This is a genomic window from Roseobacter sp. AzwK-3b, from assembly GCF_000170875.1.
Classification (GTDB): Bacteria; Pseudomonadota; Alphaproteobacteria; order Rhodobacterales; family Rhodobacteraceae; genus Roseovarius; species Roseovarius litoreus.
This window is the reverse complement of the sequence record NZ_ABCR01000004.1, coordinates 215,460-232,762: the sequence shown is the minus strand read 5'-3', so window position 1 is coordinate 232,762 and position 17,303 is coordinate 215,460. Positions and strand designations below refer to the sequence as shown.

Annotated in this window: 17 protein-coding genes; 9 read left to right on the top strand and 8 right to left on the bottom strand. The window is 65.2% G+C overall.

The annotated features are described in order from the left end of the window. Positions 1 to 90 precede the first annotated feature (90 nt). Both putA and RAZWK3B_RS09220 read left to right on the top strand, forming a co-directional pair. The gene (putA, locus tag RAZWK3B_RS09225) at positions 91 to 3,525 is read left to right on the top strand and encodes a bifunctional proline dehydrogenase/L-glutamate gamma-semialdehyde dehydrogenase PutA (protein WP_007814407.1); all 3,435 of its coding nucleotides are present in this window, start codon (positions 91 to 93) and stop codon (positions 3,523 to 3,525) included. Positions 3,526 to 3,633: 108 nt separating this feature from the next. Then, the gene (locus RAZWK3B_RS09220) at positions 3,634 to 4,380 is read left to right on the top strand and encodes a rhomboid family intramembrane serine protease (protein WP_007814405.1); all 747 of its coding nucleotides are present in this window, start codon (positions 3,634 to 3,636) and stop codon (positions 4,378 to 4,380) included. A 52-nt stretch (positions 4,381 to 4,432) separates the two neighbouring features. Here the strand turns inward: RAZWK3B_RS09220 and metG are convergent, their stop codons facing one another. The 4 genes from metG to RAZWK3B_RS09200 form a co-directional block, all read right to left on the bottom strand. Then, positions 4,433 to 6,151, bottom strand: coding sequence for a methionine--tRNA ligase (metG, locus tag RAZWK3B_RS09215; RefSeq protein WP_007814403.1), 1,719 nt, complete (start codon positions 6,149 to 6,151; stop codon positions 4,433 to 4,435). 88 nt (positions 6,152 to 6,239) lie between these two features. Then, positions 6,240 to 7,463 (bottom strand): MFS transporter, encoded by a 1,224-nt coding sequence (locus tag RAZWK3B_RS09210; RefSeq protein ID WP_007814402.1) that lies wholly within the window; start codon positions 7,461 to 7,463, stop codon positions 6,240 to 6,242. A 79-nt stretch (positions 7,464 to 7,542) separates the two neighbouring features. Next, positions 7,543 to 8,118, bottom strand: a complete 576-nt coding sequence (locus RAZWK3B_RS09205; RefSeq protein ID WP_007814400.1) for a YceI family protein — start codon at positions 8,116 to 8,118, stop codon at positions 7,543 to 7,545. A 34-nt stretch (positions 8,119 to 8,152) separates the two neighbouring features. Then, entirely contained in the window at positions 8,153 to 8,749 is a 597-nt protein-coding gene (locus RAZWK3B_RS09200) for an ImuA family protein (RefSeq protein WP_037295412.1), read from the bottom strand. 132 nt (positions 8,750 to 8,881) lie between these two features. Between RAZWK3B_RS09200 and RAZWK3B_RS09195 the strand changes: the two genes are divergently transcribed. Beyond that, positions 8,882 to 9,925: an aldo/keto reductase gene (locus RAZWK3B_RS09195; protein ID WP_007814396.1), complete on the top strand. Its 1,044-nt coding sequence runs from the start codon at positions 8,882 to 8,884 to the stop codon at positions 9,923 to 9,925. An 18-nt stretch (positions 9,926 to 9,943) separates the two neighbouring features. On the opposite strand, the gene RAZWK3B_RS09190 is transcribed toward RAZWK3B_RS09195, so the two are convergent. Continuing rightward, positions 9,944 to 10,810: a helix-turn-helix domain-containing protein gene (locus tag RAZWK3B_RS09190; RefSeq protein WP_007814393.1), complete on the bottom strand. Its 867-nt coding sequence runs from the start codon at positions 10,808 to 10,810 to the stop codon at positions 9,944 to 9,946. 107 nt (positions 10,811 to 10,917) lie between these two features. On the opposite strand from RAZWK3B_RS09190, the gene RAZWK3B_RS09185 reads away from it, so the two are divergent. Together RAZWK3B_RS09185 and RAZWK3B_RS09180 are read left to right on the top strand one after the other, a co-directional pair. Further along, entirely contained in the window at positions 10,918 to 11,124 is a 207-nt protein-coding gene (locus tag RAZWK3B_RS09185) for a DUF2061 domain-containing protein (protein ID WP_007814391.1), read from the top strand. A 93-nt stretch (positions 11,125 to 11,217) separates the two neighbouring features. Continuing rightward, a complete protein-coding gene (locus RAZWK3B_RS09180) occupies positions 11,218 to 12,120 on the top strand; it encodes an EamA family transporter (RefSeq protein WP_007814389.1) in 903 nt (300 codons plus the stop codon). A gap of 27 nt (positions 12,121 to 12,147) precedes the next feature. On the opposite strand, the gene RAZWK3B_RS09175 is transcribed toward RAZWK3B_RS09180, so the two are convergent. Together RAZWK3B_RS09175 and RAZWK3B_RS09170 are read right to left on the bottom strand one after the other, a co-directional pair. Then, a complete protein-coding gene (locus tag RAZWK3B_RS09175) occupies positions 12,148 to 12,855 on the bottom strand; it encodes an NUDIX hydrolase (RefSeq protein ID WP_007814387.1) in 708 nt (235 codons plus the stop codon). A 29-nt stretch (positions 12,856 to 12,884) separates the two neighbouring features. Next, on the bottom strand, positions 12,885 to 13,298 hold the full coding sequence (locus RAZWK3B_RS09170) for a DUF983 domain-containing protein (protein ID WP_007814385.1): 414 nt from the start codon (positions 13,296 to 13,298) through the stop codon (positions 12,885 to 12,887). 247 nt (positions 13,299 to 13,545) lie between these two features. Here RAZWK3B_RS09170 and RAZWK3B_RS20560 point away from each other — a divergent pair, with 247 nt between their 5' ends. The 4 genes from RAZWK3B_RS20560 (at position 13,546) to RAZWK3B_RS09150 (ending at position 15,806) form a co-directional block, all read left to right on the top strand. Further along, positions 13,546 to 14,274: an EF-hand domain-containing protein gene (locus RAZWK3B_RS20560; protein ID WP_007814384.1), complete on the top strand. Its 729-nt coding sequence runs from the start codon at positions 13,546 to 13,548 to the stop codon at positions 14,272 to 14,274. A 98-nt stretch (positions 14,275 to 14,372) separates the two neighbouring features. After that, the gene (locus RAZWK3B_RS09160; protein ID WP_007814382.1) at positions 14,373 to 14,951 is read left to right on the top strand and encodes an RNA polymerase sigma factor; all 579 of its coding nucleotides are present in this window, start codon (positions 14,373 to 14,375) and stop codon (positions 14,949 to 14,951) included. After that, positions 14,944 to 15,309, top strand: a complete 366-nt coding sequence (locus RAZWK3B_RS09155) for a hypothetical protein (RefSeq protein ID WP_007814380.1) — start codon at positions 14,944 to 14,946, stop codon at positions 15,307 to 15,309. Before RAZWK3B_RS09160 ends, RAZWK3B_RS09155 begins: the two co-directional genes overlap by 8 nt. Continuing rightward, the gene (locus RAZWK3B_RS09150) at positions 15,309 to 15,806 is read left to right on the top strand and encodes a periplasmic heavy metal sensor (RefSeq protein ID WP_007814378.1); all 498 of its coding nucleotides are present in this window, start codon (positions 15,309 to 15,311) and stop codon (positions 15,804 to 15,806) included. The genes RAZWK3B_RS09155 and RAZWK3B_RS09150 overlap by 1 nt, the downstream gene beginning before the upstream one ends. A 28-nt stretch (positions 15,807 to 15,834) precedes the next feature. On the opposite strand, the gene RAZWK3B_RS09145 is transcribed toward RAZWK3B_RS09150, so the two are convergent. Then, entirely contained in the window at positions 15,835 to 17,226 is a 1,392-nt protein-coding gene (locus RAZWK3B_RS09145) for a diguanylate cyclase (protein WP_007814376.1), read from the bottom strand. Between the last annotated feature and the right edge of the window lie 77 nt (positions 17,227 to 17,303).

Genomic DNA, 17,303 nt, shown 5'->3' with positions numbered 1-17,303 from the left:
TGTCCGCTTTGGATTGCGGTTCCTCGTTAATCAGGAGAAATGACTTATCGCACGGTGGTATCATGGGTCAATGCACTTGGAGGAAACGCCATGCCATATGACAGTGATCTGCGCCGCGCCATCGACATTGCCACCTATGCCGACGAGGCCGCCACGATCGAGCGGCTGACCGAGATCGCCGCGCTGTCGGAGACCGATCGCGCGAAGATCTGCGCGCGCGGCGCGCAATTGGTGCGCGACATCCGCGGGCAGTCCAGCCCGGGGCTGATGGAGGTGTTTCTTGCGGAATATGGCCTGTCGACCGATGAGGGCATAGCGCTCATGTGTCTGGCCGAGGCGCTTCTGAGGGTGCCGGATGCGCAGACCATCGACGCGCTGATCGAGGACAAGATCGCGCCGTCGGACTGGGGCAAGCATATGGGGCATTCGGCGTCGCCGCTGGTCAACGCCTCGACCTGGGCGCTGATGCTGACGGGCAAGGTGCTCAAGGACGAGGACCCGGGGATCGTGGGCCATCTGCGCGGCGCCGTGCGCCGTCTTGGAGAGCCGGTGATTCGGTCGGCCGTGGGCCGCGCCATGAAGGAGATGGGGCGCCAGTTCGTGCTGGGCGAGAGCATCCAGTCGGCCATGAAGCGCGCGGCGGAGATGGAGAAGAAGGGCTATTCCTATTCCTATGACATGCTGGGCGAGGCGGCGCGCACCGATGCGGATGCCACCCGCTATCACCTGAGCTATTCACGCGCGATCACCGCCATCGCCGAGGCCTGCACCAATGCCGATATCCGGGACAATCCCGGTATCTCGGTCAAGTTGTCGGCGCTGCATCCGCGCTATGAGGTGGCGCAGCGGGATCAGGTGATGGATGTGCTGGTGCCGCGTCTGCGCAGTCTGGCGTTGCTGGCGAAATCGGCGCGCATGGGGCTGAATATCGACGCCGAGGAGGCTGACCGGCTGTCGCTGTCGCTGGATGTGATCGAGACGGTGCTGAGCGAGCCTGCGCTTGCCGGTTGGGACGGGTTCGGCGTCGTCGTGCAGGCCTATGGGCAGCGCGCGGCCTATGTGCTGGATTACCTGCACGATCTGGCGACCCGGCTGGATCGTCGGATTATGGTGCGGCTGGTCAAGGGGGCCTATTGGGATACCGAGATCAAGCTGGCGCAGGTCGAGGGCGTCGAGGGGTTCCCGGTCTTCACCTCGAAGGCGGCGACCGACATTTCCTATATCGCCAATGCGCGCAAGCTGCTTGGGATGACCGACCGGATCTATCCGCAATTCGCTACCCATAACGCGCATACCGCCGAGGCCATCCTGTATATGGCCGAGGACAAGGACAACTTCGAGTTTCAGCGGCTGCACGGGATGGGCGAGGCGCTGCACGATATCGTCCTGCAATCCGAGGGCACGCGCTGCCGGATCTATGCTCCCGTTGGCGCGCATCGCGATCTGCTGGCCTATCTGGTGCGGCGGCTGCTGGAGAACGGCGCCAATTCCAGCTTCGTCAACCAGATCGTCGACGAGGATGTGCCGCCCGAGACCGTTGCCCGCGATCCGTTCGAGGCGTTGAGGGATGAGCAGCCGGCGTTGCCGACAGGCCCCGATCTGTTCCAGCCCGAGCGGCGCAATTCCATGGGGTTCGATCTGAGCCATCAGCCGGCGCTGGACCATATCGAGGCGGCACGCGGCCCGTTTGCCAAGCACAGCTGGAGTGTGACACCGATCCTTGCCGGGCAGGCCGCGCCGAAAGCGCCCGAGCCGGTGATCAACCCGGCCGATCCCGCCGACAGCCCCGGCACGGTCGCCTGGGCCAGTCCGGCGGATGTGGAGACGGCGCTGGCGGCGGCAAGGCCTTGGGATGCGCCGGTGGCGACACGGGCCGCGGTGCTGAACAAGGTGGCCGACCTTTATGAAGAGAATTTCGGCGAATTGTTCGCGGCGATCCATCGCGAGGCCGGGAAATCGGTGATGGATGCGGTGGCCGAATTGCGCGAGGCGGTGGATTTCCTGCGCTATTACGCGGCCAATGCGCCCGAGGGCGAGGCGGTGGGCGTTTTCACCTGCATCAGCCCCTGGAACTTTCCGCTGGCGATCTTCACCGGTCAGATCAGCGCGGCGCTGGCGGCGGGCAATGCGGTTCTGTCGAAGCCTGCCGAGCAGACGCCGATCATCTCGGCGCTGGCGGTGCGGTTGATGCACGAGGCGGGCGTGCCCGAGACCGCGCTGCAACTGTTGCCCGGCGCAGGCGATGTGGGCGCGGGGCTGACATCCGATCCGAGGGTGGACGGGGTGGCCTTTACCGGCTCGACAGAGACGGCGATGAAGATCCGCGCCGCGATGGCCGAAAATCTGGCGCCCGGAGCGCCGCTGATCGCCGAAACAGGCGGGTTGAACGCGATGATCGTGGATTCGACGGCGCTGCCGGAACAGGCGGTGCAGGCGATTGTGGAATCGGCCTTTCAGTCGGCGGGTCAGCGGTGCTCGGCGCTGCGCTGTCTTTATGTGCAGGAGGATATCGCGAAGCCCTTTACCGAGATGCTGACCGGCGCGATGGATGCGCTGCGTCTTGGGATGCCGTGGCACCTGTCGACGGATGTCGGCCCGGTGATTGACGACGAGGCCAAGCGCGGGATCGAGGCGCATATCCAACAGGCCCGCGCCGAGGGCCGGTTGATCCACGAATTGAAAACACCCAATGCGGGCACATACGTGGCGCCCACGCTGATCCGTGTGGGCGGTATCGGTGAGATGGAGCGCGAGATTTTCGGCCCCGTACTGCATCTGGCGACCTTCAAGGCCCATGAGCTGGACCGTGTGATCGACGCGATCAACGCCACGGGATACGGGCTGACCTTCGGGTTGCAGACGCGGATCGATGACCGGGTGCAGCATGTCACCGACCGGATCAAGGCGGGCAACATGTATGTCAACCGCAACCAGATCGGCGCGATCGTCGGCTCGCAGCCGTTTGGCGGCGAGGGGATGTCGGGCACCGGGCCAAAGGCGGGCGGGCCGAATTACCTGCCGCGCTTCACGCGTCGCACGGCACCTCTGGGCGACGAGGCATGGCCGCGGGACATGGCGGCGACGGATCTGCAGGCTGCGCTGGATCACGCCAATGCGCGCAAGTCCGAACGCCGCGAGGCGCTGGTACTGCCGGGGCCGACGGGAGAGTCCAACCGTCTGACCACGCATACCCGTGAGGCGGTGCTGTGTCTGGGACCGGGGGCGCAAGCCGCCGCCGCGCAGGCCCATGCGGTGCGAAAGCTGGGTGGGATCGCCGTTGAAGCCACGGGGCATGTGCCCTGCGAGACGCTGCGCCGTGTCGGCGGGATCTCGGGCGCGATCTATTGGGGGCAGGACATGACCACGGCCCGCGCCTATGCCCAGGCTCTGAGCGAGAGGGCGGGACCGATCCTGCCGTTGATCAGCGGGATGCCGGATGCGGGCCATGTGCTGCATGAGCGGCATGTCTGTGTGGACACGACGGCGGCGGGCGGCAATGCGGCGCTTCTGGGGGGCATGGCCTGAGCGGTCAGCCCCACCAAGCGCCTGAGCGTGGACGTGTTTTTGCGGCATTCGGTCTGGTAACAAGGCTGTGCGCTTGACCTGAGGCCGGGCGCGCGCCAACTATCTGGCATGTTCCCGATCCGTGATCACAACCCGTCGCGTCATACGCCCTTTGTCACCTACGCGTTGATCGCGATCAACGTGGTGGTGTTCCTGAGCTATTGGCCGCTTTTCGCGGATCCGCGGGAGTTGAACCTGTTTTTCTACGAATGGGCGCTGGTTCCCGCGCTGGTCAGTGAACAGGGGACATGGTCAACGATGGCCACGTCGATGTTCCTGCATGGCGGATGGATGCATCTTGCGGGCAACATGCTGTTCCTGTGGATTTTCGGCGACAATCTCGAAGACGAGATGGGGCATCTGGGATATCTCGCCTTCTATCTTGCGTCCGGGATCGGGGCGGCGGCGGCACATATGATCTCGGCACCCTATAGCCCGGTACCGACGGTGGGCGCGTCGGGGGCCATTGCGGGTGTCATGGGGGGCTATCTGTTGATGTTTCCCAAGGCGCGGGTGGATGTGCTTTTGTTTTTCGTCTTCATTATCAGGATCATACCAGTGCCCGCCTGGATCATGCTGTGCCTGTGGTTCGGCCTGCAATTGTTCAGCAGCATAGGGGCCGATCCGATGGCGGGCGGCGTGGCCTATTGGGCGCATGCGGGCGGTTTTCTGGTGGGGATGGCGCTGACCGTGCCGCTGTTCCTGCGGCGCGGCGGGCCGCGCTTCTGGCGCAGCACCGATGGGCATCCGCCGCATCCCGAGGCGAGTTATACCTATCGCCGGACGGATATTCCCCGCGTCAGGCGTCGCCGGTAAGGTGTGCAAAAGCCGGGGCAGGGTGAGCCCCGGCCTTGTGGTCTTGTGCGGGTCAGGTGCGGGTGCCGGAGAACCGTGTTTCCCAGTCTTCGCGCTGCTCGTCGGTGATCTTGGTGAACAGAACCTCGGGCACGCTGAAGGCATGGCCCGCCTCCAGATGCGCCAGAGCCTGCGCCACGTCATCGGGCCAGCCGGTGTCGGTGGTGTGCATGGCGGTCAGCATCGACTCGGAGGCATCGGGAATGAAGGGTGCCGAGAGCACCGCATAAAGCCGGATCAGGTTGAGCGCGAGACGGATTTGTGCTGCGGCCTGTTCGGGGTCTTCCTTGTAGGTGGACCACGGGGCGGCCTCTTGCAGGTATTCGTTGCCAGCCACCCAGATCGCCCGCAATTCCTGCGAGGCCTTGCGGACTTCGATGGCGTCCATATGGGCCTGATAGGTGCGGATGCGGTCGCCCAGATCGTCGATCAGCGCGCGTTCGCGGGCGCGCATCTCGCCGCCATCCGGCACGGCTTCGCCGAATTTCGAGCGGCAGAACTTGGTCACGCGGCTGACGAAATTGCCCAGAACATCGGCCAGGTCCTTGTTGACCGATTGCTGAAAATTCTCCCAGGTGAATTCGGAATCCGAGCTTTCGGGCGCATGGCTGAGCAGCCACCAGCGCCAGTAATCGGCGGGCAGGATCTCGAGCGCCTGATCCATGAACACGCCGCGGCCCTGGCTGGTGCTGAACTGGCCGCCGTCATAATTGAGGTAGTTGAAGGATTTGATGTAATCCACCAGCTTCCAGTCCTCGCCGGAGCCGAGGATCGTGGCGGGAAAGCTGAGGGTGTGGAAGGGCACGTTGTCCTTGCCCATGAACTGAGTGTAGCGCACATCCTCGGCGCCGCGTTCGGTGCGCCACCAGCGTTCCCACGCGCTGTCGTCGAGCGAATGCGCCTCGGCCCATTCGGCGGCGCAGGCGATATATTCGATGGGGGCGTCGAACCAGACATAGAACACCTTGCCGTCCATGCCGGGCCAGTCTTCGTCGCCGCGCTTGACGGGAATGCCCCAGTCGAGATCGCGGGTGATGCCGCGATCCTGCAGGCCGTCGCCATCGTTGAGCCATTTGCGGGCGATCGAGGTGGTCAGGATCGGCCAGTCGGACTTGGAGTCGATCCAGTCGCTGAGTTGATCGCGCATCAGGGACTGGCGCAGGTAAAGATGCGTGGTCTCGCGCACCTCGAGATCGGTGGAGCCTGAAATGGCGCTGCGCGGGTCGATCAGATCGGTGGGATCGAGCTGTTTGGTGCAGTTCTCGCACTGATCGCCACGGGCCTTGTCATAGCCGCAATTGGGGCAGGTGCCTTCGATGTAGCGGTCAGGCAGGAAGCGGCCATCGGCCTTGGAATAGACCTGTTTTTCGGTGACTTCCTCGATCAGGCCGGCGGCGTGGAGGCGGCCCGCGAAATGCTGGGTCAGGCTGTGGTTCTGCGGGCTGGAGGAGCGGCCGAAATGATCGAAGCTGAGGCGGAAACCCTCGGCCAGATCGGATTGCACCTTGTGCATGCGGGCGCAGTATTCGGACACCGGCTCGCCGGTCTTGGCGGCGGCCAGTTCGGCGGGAGTGCCGTGCTCGTCGGTGGCGCAGAGAAACATCACCTCATGGCCGCGGGCGCGCTGATAGCGGGCATAAAGATCGGCGGGAAGCTGGGAGCCGACAAGGTTTCCCAGGTGCTTGATCCCGTTGATATAGGGGATCGCCGAGGTGATCAGGTGCCGTGCCATGGTGTCGGATGCCCTTTGAAAGTTGTCTCGCGCCTCGTTTAACGCAGGTCGCCGGGGTATGCCAGCGACCGTTGCTGGCGAGGCTGTGTCAATCAGGCTCGCGGCTGCGGCCCGTGAGGCGGCCGATCAGGAAGCTGGTGCGCGGGGTCCAGATATACGAGGTCCGGGGCCGGCCCGAAGGACGCGCGCGCATCCGGATCAGCCCGAAGCCGATCAGGGCCACGTGCCCCAGGGCGATCATCCAGAACATCGCCGCAGGCCCGTAGCGGTCGATCAGCGCCGACGCCGGAAGCGGGGCGGCGATGGCGCCGATGGCGTAGAAGAACATCAACGCGGCCGAAAGCTCCACCCGTTCGGAACTGTCGGCGTAATCATGGGCATGGGCGGCGGCGACCGAATAGATCGGAAAGGTCGTCAGGCCAAAGAAGAAGGCGGTGAGCAGCACCCCCGTCGAGCTCAGGTCATGGGCGAGGGCCGTCGTGACGCAGCTGATGATCGCGGCCACCGAGAGCCAGAGCATGACCCAACGGCGGTCGAACCTGTCGGCCAGCCAGCCCACCGGGTATTGCGCGAGCGCGCCGCCCAGAACGAAGGCGGCGAGGAACCATGCGATCTGGTCCACGACAAGGCCGACCTGCTGGCCATAGACCGGCCCGACCATGCGGAAGGTCGCACTGGACAGGGCCGCCACGATGACGCCCATGGCCGCCAGCGGCGAACATCGCACGGCAAGGCCGGGGCGCAGGCGCGGGGCGGCGGGGGTCTCGGGCTGGCTGACGCGGGTGATGGTGAGCGGCAGAAGCGAGGCGCAGCACAGGATCGCCAGAAGATTGTACGAGACATAGGAGGCCGGTTCGAGCACCGAGATCATCATTTGCGCCACGAGGGACGCGCCCATGTCGGCCACCCGGTAGACGCCCATCGTGCGGCCTCGGGTCTCGTTGGTGACCTTGGCCTGAAGCCATGCCTCGATCACCGTGTAGCAGCCCGCCACGCAGAGCCCCGACGCCACCCGCATCACCGCCCAGGCATAGGGGTCCACCACCATCATATGCATGAGCAGTCCGATGGCGCCGGTGGCGGTAAAGGCGGCGAAGGCGCGCGAATGGCCGACGCTGCCCATCAGGCGCGGCGCCCACCAGCAGCCGATGAAGAAGCCCATGAAATGCGCCGAGCCGAGAAAGCCGATCTGTGCGGTGGTGAAATCCAGCGCCAGCCCCGAGATCGCATCAAGCGGCGCCACGCCCCCCGTCGAGAGTTGCAGAAGGATGACCGACAGGAAAAGGGCGGCGAAGGAAATGAGAAGGCGCATGTTCCGGCCAGACTGTCAGTCTGGCTGCGGCATGCCTGCGGTTTTTCGACAAAAACGCGTCGTTTTCCGCGCGGTGCGGTTATTTTGTGATCCGTGCGACGATGCGGATGCCGATCAGATCGCCCACAAGCCCGGCATAGCCTGTGGCCCCGAAGGCCGAGCGGCTGACGCTGCCGGTCAGCAGCACGGTCAGGTTGTCACGGTCGCCCGGCTGCGTGCCGCGCTGACGGTAAAGGCCGGCATCGAGCGTGACCGCGCGGGTGATGCCGCGCACGGTGAGGTCGCCGGTGATCGTGGCCCCCGACAGGTCGCCCGTGATCCGGGTCGAGCGGAAGCGGATCTCGGGATGGGTGACGGTGTCCAGAACGTTGGCATCGCGCAGGGCCTGGGTGGCCAGAAAGAACCCCGCGCGCGCCTGTGCCGCGTCGAGGACCACATCGACACGGCTGGCGGGGACATTGTCGAGATCCAGCCGCATGTCGGCGGATTTGACGGGCATCTGCCCGCTGTTGGCGGCGTCGCCGATCCTGTAGGTGAATGCCACTGTCGAGCGTGCGGCATCCAGCCGGTAGCGTTGCTGTGCCGAGTGGCCCGCGCCGGGGAGGGCAAGGGCGCAAAGGGCGAGAGGCCCGAGGATCGCGGAACGTCGGTTCATGGAGTAACCCTAGCGCGTTTTTGGGCGGCGCATCTCACATTCGTGTCATGCGCCACCGGCCGGGCGCGCCGTTGAGCTGCCACGTGGCCTGCGGGGCGGTACGCGCGCGCAGGCGTGACAGGGTCCAGCCATGGCGTGCCGTCTCATGCGCGGGCGCCATGTGCCAGCGGGTTTCCACCCCCGCCGCCCCGCCCTCGCCGGGTGTCAGGATCAGCCCGAGGGGGGTGTACGGGCCGGTCTGCGCGCCGGTTTCGGCGGCCAGATGCAGCCGGCGCACCGGGGTCATGGAGGGCGCATCGGGCAGGTCCGCCACGGCCAGGGGCACGGTGCCGCTGCGCAGCACCTCTTCCAACGTCCAGAGCAGATCCTCGGGGCGGGTGGGGCTCAGGAAGGTGAAGCGTCCGGGATCGACGAAGGCGGCCATCCCGTCGGGGTTCAGCCGATCCCCCAGCCAGGCCGGTGCGATCCAGAAGACCGGCCCGCGCGTCGCCGCCGCCACCAGCATCGCCAATGTGTGCCGCGCCGGACCGCAGGCTTCGTGCAGCCGCGCGAGGGACAGCGCCATGTCGCCCAGCACCGGCAGGGCGGGGCGGGAGGCATGCTGGCGGCGATCGAGCAAGTGGGCTGTCATGCGGTGAGCGATAGCATGTTCACTAAACGTTCTCAAGCGCGCAATGTGGGGGGAGAGGGGGATGACCACAGACGGAAAAAGCGTAAGCTGCGCCGGGAAAAGCACGATGCGAAGATATGGAAGGAATGACGGATGAAGAGGGTCCCGCTTGGCCGCACAGGGCTTGAGGTGAGCGCGCTGTGCCTTGGCTCGATGACATGGGGCAGCCAGAACACCCCGGAAGAGGGCCATGCCCAGATCGACAGGGCGTTGGAACGGGGCGTCAACTTCATCGACACCGCCGAGATGTATCCGGTCAATCCGACGCTGAAGGAAACCACTGGCCGCACCGAAGAGATCATCGGTCAGTGGTTCGCCAAGACCGGGCGGCGCGACGAGGTGATCCTGGCCACCAAGCATTCCGGCGAGGGGTTCATGCACGCGCGCGACGGGGCGCCGATCAGCTCGACCACGATCCTCGAAACGGTCGAAGGATCGCTGCGGCGGCTGCAGACCGATCATATTGATCTCTATCAGCTGCATTGGCCCAACCGTGGGAGCTACATGTTTCGCAAGAACTGGAGTTTCGATCCGTCGGGTCAGAGCCGAACCGAGACCATCGCGAATATGGAGGACACGCTCGAGGCGCTGCAAAAGCAGGTCGACAAGGGCAATATCGGGCATTTCGGGTTGAGCAACGAAAGCGCCTGGGGCACGGCGCAATGGCTGCGGATCGGCGAGGCGCGGGGCTGGCCAAGGGTGGCGTCGATCCAGAATGAATATTCGCTGCTCTGTCGGCTCTATGACACCGACATGGCGGAACTGAGCGTCAACGAGGATGTGGGGCTGCTGGCGTTTTCGCCGCTGGCGGCGGGGCTGCTGAGCGGCAAGTATCAGGGCGGTGCCATGCCCGGCACGTCGCGCATGGCGCTGAACAGCACGCTTGGCGGGCGCGTGACCGACCGGGTGTTCGACGCGGTGGACGCCTATCTGCAGATCGCCGGACGGCATGGGCTGCACCCGGTGGAGATGGCGCTGGCCTGGTGCCTGACGCGGCCCTTCATGTGCTCGGCCATCTTCGGGGCAACGACGCTGGAGCAGTTGGACACCGCGCTGAACAGTGCCGATCTGGTGCTGTCGGACGAGGTCGTGACCGAGATCGACACCGCGCATCGCGCGCATCCCATGCCGTTCTGAGGCGCAATACGGCCCGCGTCAGCCCTCCGACAGCTCCTCGCGCAGGGCGCGCAGGTGATCGGGCAATTGCCGGGCGGTGACATGGGCCTCGCGCACCAGATGGTCGAAATGCCGGGTCAGGGCCTGCACGCGTTCGGTATCGCGGAATGCCATGTAGTTCTGGCCGATATAGATCACCGTCAGAAGCGGGCCGAATATGGTCATCGGTGCGGAATAGAGCCGGCGCGCATCATAGAGATAGACCCGCAGACGCGGATAAAGCTGCTGCGTGACCTCAAGCAGGCGGTCGATCTGTGCTTCGCGGACGTCGCGGGGCAATCCGGTATAATAGCCCTCGCCGCGCACGAGGCTGCGGATTTCCGAGAGCGGCATCGCGATCTCGTAATCCGATTGGGTGCCGCGCATCCACTCGAGCCGGTCCTCGGAGGCGCCGATCGCCTGCTGGGTGCTGCGGCCCAGATGGGGCGTGTATTCCCATTCCAGCATCTCGCGGGTCTTGAGCATGTCCGACAGCCCCGCCGGCACATGGCGGATCTTGTAGCCCGCGGCTTCCTTGTGCCACTGAAAGATCTGTTCATCCACCAGCGCGCGGGGGGCTTCGGTGAGTGACATCGAGGTGGCCAGAATGTCGGCGGCGGTTTCGGGGCGGTCGGTGAGGCCGAGAAGCCAGTCCGCCGACACACCGAGCGCACGGGCGCATTCGCCGACCACCTGTGCATTGGGCAGCCGCGCGCCTTGTCCCTTGAGCAGTTGCGAAATCGTTGAACGATCCACCCCGACCGCCCGGGCCAGCGCGCTTTGACTGCTGCCCCGCTCGTTCAGCGCCGTGGTCAGGCGCAGACGAAAGAGATCGGCCCGAAGGCGTTTGTCGGTTTTTTCCACCATGTGTTGATTAATATCACAGATGCAGAGAAATGTTAACCAAGTGCGGAATGGTCCGTCAGTGTGATGGCGCGTAGCTCTGAGGGCAGCAACAGCATCGGAGATGGCACATGGAGACGCGGCGGCGCACGCTTGTGAAGGCGATTGTCTGGAACCTGATCGGGCTTCTTGTGATGTCCCTTGTGGGGCTGGCGATGACCGGATCGGCGACGATTGGCGGCGCCATGGCGGTGGTCAATACCGCGATCGGTCTGAGCATGTATGTCGCCTATGAGCGGGTCTGGTCGCGGATCGATTGGGGGCGACTGCGGGGCTGAGGCCGTCGCGGATGCTGCACCCCACGCCGCCGGGACGGCGACGGATCAAATCCCCTCTGGTCCGTGGCGTGAAAGCAGGTCATAGCTTGCGCCATGGACGCGTGGATCATCCTTTCCGTGGCGGCCGCGGCGTTTCAGACGTTGCGGTTCATGCTGCAAAAACAACTCAGTATCGGCACGCTGTCGGCGGGTGGAGCCACATTCGCGCGCTTTGCCTATTCGGCGCCTCTGGTGGTGCTGGGGCTCGCGGGATATCTGGTCTGGAGCGGTGCGGCATTGCCTGCACGGGGCGGGTCCTTCTGGGCCTATGCGCTGATCGGGGCGCTGATGCAGGTGTTGGCGACGTGGTGCGTCGTGGCCTTGTTCGCGGCGCGGAATTTCGCGGTGGGCATCACGTTCAAGAAGACCGAAGTGATACAGACCGCGCTGGTCGGTCTGCTGGTGCTGGGAGACAAGATCAGCGGGCTGGCGCTGGCGGCGATCATCCTGGGATTGGTCGGGGTGCTTGTGCTGTCGGACAATGCGGGCCTGCCGGGGCTGAGCCTGCGGCGGATGATGAACCGGGCGGTGGGGCTTGGGATCGCGTCGGGGGCGTTCTTTGCCATCTCGGCGGTGGCCTATCGAGGCGCCACGCTGGAGGTGGCCAGCGACGATCCGCTATTGCGCGCGGGCGTCACGCTGGCGGTTGTGACCGTATCGCAGACCATCGGGCTTGGCGCGTGGCTTGCGTGGCGCGAGGCGGGGCAGGTGCGCGCCGTCTGGGGCGCGCGGCGGGTCGCCTTGTGGATGGGAGTGACCAGCATGGGCGGGAGCCTGTGCTGGTTCACGGCCTTCACCTTGCAGAATGCCGCGCTGGTCTTTGCGGTGGGACAGATCGAGGTGATCTTTTCGCTGCTCGTCTCGTGGTTGGTCTTTCGCGAGAAACTGACGCTGCGCGAAGCGGTCGGCATCACCCTGCTGACCGGCAGCATTTTGGCGCTTGTATTGCTGGGCTAAGATGTGCGGCGCGTCAGGTCAGGCCGGTCAGGTCCGCGCCATGGGGCTTTTGCCCTGAAGGCGCAGAAACAGGCTTTCCTCGTCGTCATTGCGGAAGAACGGCACGGATGCGGGCGGCTTGGTATCCTCCACGCGGGCGGCGATCTCGGCCAGCACGACTTCGGTGATGAAGGGCAGGTCGAAATCACGCACGCGCGCCAGCGGAACCCATTGCAGATGCGAAAGCTCGTCGCAGGCGGCCGAAAAATCATCCAGATCACCGGCGATCACATCGGCATCCACCAGAAAGAACCGCGCATCGAAGCGGCGCGGGCGTCCCGGAGGCGTGATGGCGCGGAACACGAATTGCAGCGCCTCGGCGCTTGGCAGCAGGCCACGGTCCGCAAAGCCTGTCCAGTCGGTGGGAACGGCAGGCGAGGGCCAATCGCCGGTACGGCCCAGCATGAGGCCGGTTTCCTCCCATAATTCGCGGATGGCGGCTGCGGCCAGCGCATGGGCCAGATCGCGCGGAGACTCCTCGGTCAGGCGTTGGGCGCACAGGCCGGGCAGGGGGCGGGCCAGCGGAACCGACGCATCCGCTTCATCCACGGCGCCGCCCGGAAAGACGAACTTGTTGGGCATGAAAGCCGCGGTCGCGCCGCGCTGGCCCATCAGGACATGCGGATCTTTCCGGCGATCCCGAAGCGCGATCACCGTGGACGCATTCCGGATTGCGGTTTTGTCTGGCGTGGTCATGTCAGCCCTTTCGTTGCCGAAAGGGGGGTTCAGGCCGGGTTCCCGAACCCGTGCATCTGTCGCGCCCATTGAAAGGCCACGATCATCCCCTTCAGTCGCGGCAGAAGATACAGCGAGAGGGTCACGCATCCAACCGCGAAAATGGTGAACAGCACCAGAGGTTCGGGCCGCCATGCGACGAATGCGATGTGCAGCAGGGGCGCCATGAGGTGACCGACGATCAGGATCGTCAGATAGGCCGGCCCGTCATCGGCACGGTGGTGGCTGAGATCTTCGCGGCAGACCGTGCAGGTATCGCGCACCTTGAGATAGCTTTTGAGCATTGGCCCACTGCCGCAATTGGGGCATTTGCGCCGAAACCCCTTGCGCAGCGCGGGCCATAATTGCCGCTCGCCCTCATGCTCAAGGTGGTGCTCGTGCTCGTGGTGCTGCGCGTTGGCCATGGTCGTCCTTTCCGGTCAGGGGCTGACAATGGGCCATTCGCCAAAGGATATGAAGGTGTCAGGTGGTCATTGCGTCGTGATGTCGCAAATACCGGGCGCGCAAGACGGCAGGGCGCTGCGGCGATCACGCAAGCGTGACTTATTGACGGGGTTCAATGCGACGGAACCTTGCGGCTGGTCCGTATGACCTTGTGAACCGGCCAGAGTGCCGGTCTCGCATGATGGGAAAGCAAAGGAGAAGTTTGCCATGAAACGCACATATCTTATGACCGGAGCCGTGACGGCCCTGATTATCGCGACAGCCGGTCTGGGCGGCGCGCAGCAAGCCATGCAGGGCGACATGGGAGGCGGTCAGCATGGTCCGGCCTTTGATTTCGAGGAGCTCGATGCCGATGGCGACGGTCGGATCACCCGAGACGAGATGGCTGCGCAGGCGCAGGCCCGTTTTGGCGCGGCTGATGCGGATGGCGACGGCAAGCTGTCACCCCAAGAAATGGCCGAGCGGATGCAGGCGCGCATGATGGAGCGCATGGCCCGGCGCGTCGAACAGATGATCGCCCGTCAGGACAGTGATGGAGACGGCCTGCTGAGCATGGAAGAGATGCAGGCTGGGCGCATGGGACGGATGTTCGACCGTCACGATGCTGACGGGGATGGCGCGATCTCGGCCGAAGAATTCGAAGACATGGCCAATATGCGCGCCGAACGGATGTCGAGGGCCCGTGATGGCAAGGGGCATGGCGAGCAAAGGCATCACAAGCAAGGCGATTACCGGCACGGGCATGACAAGGACGGGCATGACAAGGACGGGCATGGGATGAAAGGCCATCACATGCGCACAAGCCACGAGGGTCATGCGCAGGGTGGCGGAGTCAGCGAGATCCATTACCACACGCATCATCACTACTATTCCGGGCAGGGCGATGGAGCCGGCATGGAGCGGCGCGACCATATGCAACGCGGTGGGGCCGACTGATCTGCGCCTGCGCGACGGATCGGATCCCCGGGCCGGGCATGGCCCGGGGTTGCCGTGCCACGCCAAGGGGCGCATCATGAAGGCCGGGGACAGGGGATATGCCACTGGATGCGATGAGCGACATGTCGGACGAGGCCTTGCTGGTGCTCTTCGCCAATGGTGACAGGCTGGCCGCGCAAGCCTTGACCCTGCGTCTGACACCAAGGCTTCTAAATCATGCCTACAGGTTGCTTGGCAATGCCGCCGAGGCCGAAGACGTGGCCCAGGAGGCCATGCTGCGCCTGTGGAAGATCGCCCCGAACTGGCGGCAGGGCGAGGCGATGGTGACCACCTGGCTGTATCGCGTCGTGGCCAATCTGTGCATCGACCGCAGGCGTCAGGCGCGAGCCTCCGCACTGGACGCCGCGGCCGAGCCGGTGGACCCGGCCATGGGGGCGGTGGCGCTTCTTCAAGGGGCCGAGCGGACGAAAGCCCTGCAAGAGGCGCTGGACCGGCTGCCCGACAGGCAGCGTCAGGCGATCGTGCTGCGCCATATCGAGGATCTGGGCAATCCGCAGATCGCCGAGATCATGGAAATCAGCGTCGAGGCGGTGGAAAGTCTGCTGGCGCGAGGGAAACGGGCATTGTCGGCCGATCTGATCGACCGGCGCGAGGAATTGGGGTTCACCGATGAGTAAAGACCAAGACGACATCCGGGCGCTCGATGCCTGTTTCAAGGCAGCGCGCGCGGCCCCGCTCGAGCCGTCGGACGCCCTGCTGGCAAGGGTGCTGGCCGATGCCGAGGCGGTTCAGTCCGACATGCAGCACCCCTGCGCCCACGCGCCTCGGGCGCGCGGCAGCCGCCTGCTCCAGGCGGTCCGGGCGCTTGGCGGATGGCCCGCCATGGGAGGGCTTGCCGCTGCGACAGTGGCCGGCATCTGGATCGGGTTCAGTCCGCCCGAGCAGGTGGAGGCTTATTTCTCGGCGCCTGACGCCGCCTATATCGTCGATCTCGCTCCGGGGGCGGGGTTCGATCTTGCAGGAGGATCGCTGTGATGGCGCAGGATCAAGAGCAGCCGAAACGCGACACCGCCCCGATGGGCAAGTGGATGCGCGGTCTTCTGGTGGTGTCGCTTGCGCTGAACCTGCTGGTGGCAGGGGCGGTTGCGGGCCATCTGATCTCGGGCGGTGGAGGGCATGGCAGGCATCACGCGCCCGGTATCGACGCGGCGGGTGGGCCGATGACCCGCGCGCTGGACGAGCGCGACCGACGCGCCATCGCCCGGCAGTTGCGCGAGGCCTATCGCGACGGCAGGCCCGGCCGCGCCGAGCAACGCGCGGCATTCGATGCGCTGATAGCCGATCTGCGCAAGACACCGTTTGACCGGATGGCGGTCGAGGGGCATATGGCGCGCATCCGCGGGATGCTGGTCGGTCGGCTGGAGCTTGGACAGGGGCTTTTGGTGGACCGGCTGGAAGGCATGGAACCGCAGGAGCGGGCGGCCTTTGCGGACAGGCTCGAAGCGGGTTGGCAGCGCGGTCGCGACAGGTAACACGCCACCGGGGATGTCTTGTGGCGGATCACGCGGCGGGGCGGCGGCTGAAGGTCACCATGTTGCGCCCATCGGATTTCGAGCCGTAAAGTGCGCGGTCGGCCTCGTCCAGAAGGGTGTCCACCCGGGGCGTTTCCGCATCGGGCCGGGGATGGCCCAGGGTGGCGCCGATGCTGATGGTCACGTTCAACGGCGCTTCGCTTGACATGACGTGCAAGGGGCTGCGCCGGACCGCAGCGCAGAGCCGCCGCGCCATGCGGCTCGCTTCGTCGCGGCCCGTATCGGGCATGACGATCAGGAATTCCTCGCCGCCGATGCGGGCGATCATGTCTTCGTCGCGCAAGTTGGATTTCAACAGGCGCGCGATCTGGCTGAGCACGGCATCCCCTGCGGCGTGCCCGTGGCGATCATTGATTCGCTTGAAATGATCGAGATCGGCCACCATCACCGCAAATCCGCGCCCGTCGCGCCGCGTCTCGTCGATCAACCGGTCGAGGAAGGGCAGGGCATATCGGCGGTTATACAGGCCGGTCAGCGGATCGATCACCGCCGCTTCAAGCCCGGTCTGCAGCTGTTCGCGCATGGCTTCGGCCTTGCGGGCACGGGTCAGTTGCCGGTCGAGCCGCAACTGCAATTCGCGGGTGTCGCAGGTTTCGTCGATCACGTCATCTGCCCCCATATCCAGCAGCCCCGGCGTGAGGCCGGCCGCATCGGGGGAAAGCAGGGCGATGATCGGGCGTTTGCGGCTGTGCGGCGATGCGTTGAGCCGTGCTATCAGGTCGACGCTCTCATCGCGGCTGCCCGCACAGACCCGGAGCAGGTAAAGATCCGGCACGGTGCCGTCGCGCGGGTTTACCAGCGCGCTTTCGGGGTCGAGCGGCTTGACCTTGTAGCAGCTGAGCTGGCCCAGTTTGGCGGCCAGTGCGACAGCCTCTTTCTGGCCATGCGCCACGAGTCCGATATGGCATATCCGGTCGAAAATCGGCGCGGTTTCGGCGAATCCCAATGCCGATGCCGTACCGGCGTGAACGCGCAGGTCACGGGCCATCTGATGCTGGCGCAGAAGGCTGCGCAGCCGTGCGAGCAGCATGCTCTCATCCACGGGTTTGACGAGGATCTCGTCGGCACCGGACTGCAGCGCAGCAAGCCGCGCCTGATGATCGTCGTGATGCAGGAACATGATGACCGGCGCCGCCTCGACCCCGTCGCGGGCCTTGAGGCTTTGGACAAAGCCATGGCTCGACATATCGCTGAGGGAGGGCGCGCAGATCACCAGATCCGGGTTTTCCCGCGCCGCCAGCGCCAACGCCTCGGCCCCGGTGCGCGCCTGGATCACATCGTAATAGGCGGCCGACAGCTTCACCTTCAGGACGATCCTGTTGGTCGCAAGGTCGTCGAGGATGAGAATTTTGCCGGACATCGGAGGTTGCCTTTCGGACTTGCTCTTTTCGTGACCATGACTATCCCTGTGAGTGGTTAAGAAAACCTTTCCGGGAA

Bases quoted from the DNA above. Each gene is read 5' to 3' on its own strand.
- RAZWK3B_RS09175 (WP_007814387.1), bottom strand. From the start codon at position 12,855: ATGACCACGCCAGACAAAACCGCAATCCGGAATGCGTCCACGGTGATC.
- RAZWK3B_RS09155 (WP_007814380.1), top strand. From the start codon at position 14,944: ATGAGTAAAGACCAAGACGACATCCGGGCGCTCGATGCCTGTTTCAAG.
- RAZWK3B_RS09220 (WP_007814405.1), top strand. From the start codon at position 3,634: ATGTTCCCGATCCGTGATCACAACCCGTCGCGTCATACGCCCTTTGTC.
- RAZWK3B_RS09150 (WP_007814378.1), top strand. From the start codon at position 15,309: ATGGCGCAGGATCAAGAGCAGCCGAAACGCGACACCGCCCCGATGGGC.
- RAZWK3B_RS09170 (WP_007814385.1), bottom strand. From the start codon at position 13,298: ATGGCCAACGCGCAGCACCACGAGCACGAGCACCACCTTGAGCATGAG.
- RAZWK3B_RS09145 (WP_007814376.1), bottom strand. From the start codon at position 17,226: ATGTCCGGCAAAATTCTCATCCTCGACGACCTTGCGACCAACAGGATC.
- RAZWK3B_RS20560 (WP_007814384.1), top strand. From the start codon at position 13,546: ATGAAACGCACATATCTTATGACCGGAGCCGTGACGGCCCTGATTATC.
- RAZWK3B_RS09180 (WP_007814389.1), top strand. From the start codon at position 11,218: ATGGACGCGTGGATCATCCTTTCCGTGGCGGCCGCGGCGTTTCAGACG.
- putA (WP_007814407.1), top strand. From the start codon at position 91: ATGCCATATGACAGTGATCTGCGCCGCGCCATCGACATTGCCACCTAT.
- RAZWK3B_RS09190 (WP_007814393.1), bottom strand. From the start codon at position 10,810: ATGGTGGAAAAAACCGACAAACGCCTTCGGGCCGATCTCTTTCGTCTG.
- RAZWK3B_RS09200 (WP_037295412.1), bottom strand. From the start codon at position 8,749: ATGACAGCCCACTTGCTCGATCGCCGCCAGCATGCCTCCCGCCCCGCC.
- RAZWK3B_RS09205 (WP_007814400.1), bottom strand. From the start codon at position 8,118: ATGAACCGACGTTCCGCGATCCTCGGGCCTCTCGCCCTTTGCGCCCTT.
- RAZWK3B_RS09195 (WP_007814396.1), top strand. From the start codon at position 8,882: ATGAAGAGGGTCCCGCTTGGCCGCACAGGGCTTGAGGTGAGCGCGCTG.
- RAZWK3B_RS09185 (WP_007814391.1), top strand. From the start codon at position 10,918: ATGGAGACGCGGCGGCGCACGCTTGTGAAGGCGATTGTCTGGAACCTG.
- RAZWK3B_RS09160 (WP_007814382.1), top strand. From the start codon at position 14,373: ATGCCACTGGATGCGATGAGCGACATGTCGGACGAGGCCTTGCTGGTG.
- RAZWK3B_RS09210 (WP_007814402.1), bottom strand. From the start codon at position 7,463: ATGCGCCTTCTCATTTCCTTCGCCGCCCTTTTCCTGTCGGTCATCCTT.
- metG (WP_007814403.1), bottom strand. From the start codon at position 6,151: ATGGCACGGCACCTGATCACCTCGGCGATCCCCTATATCAACGGGATC.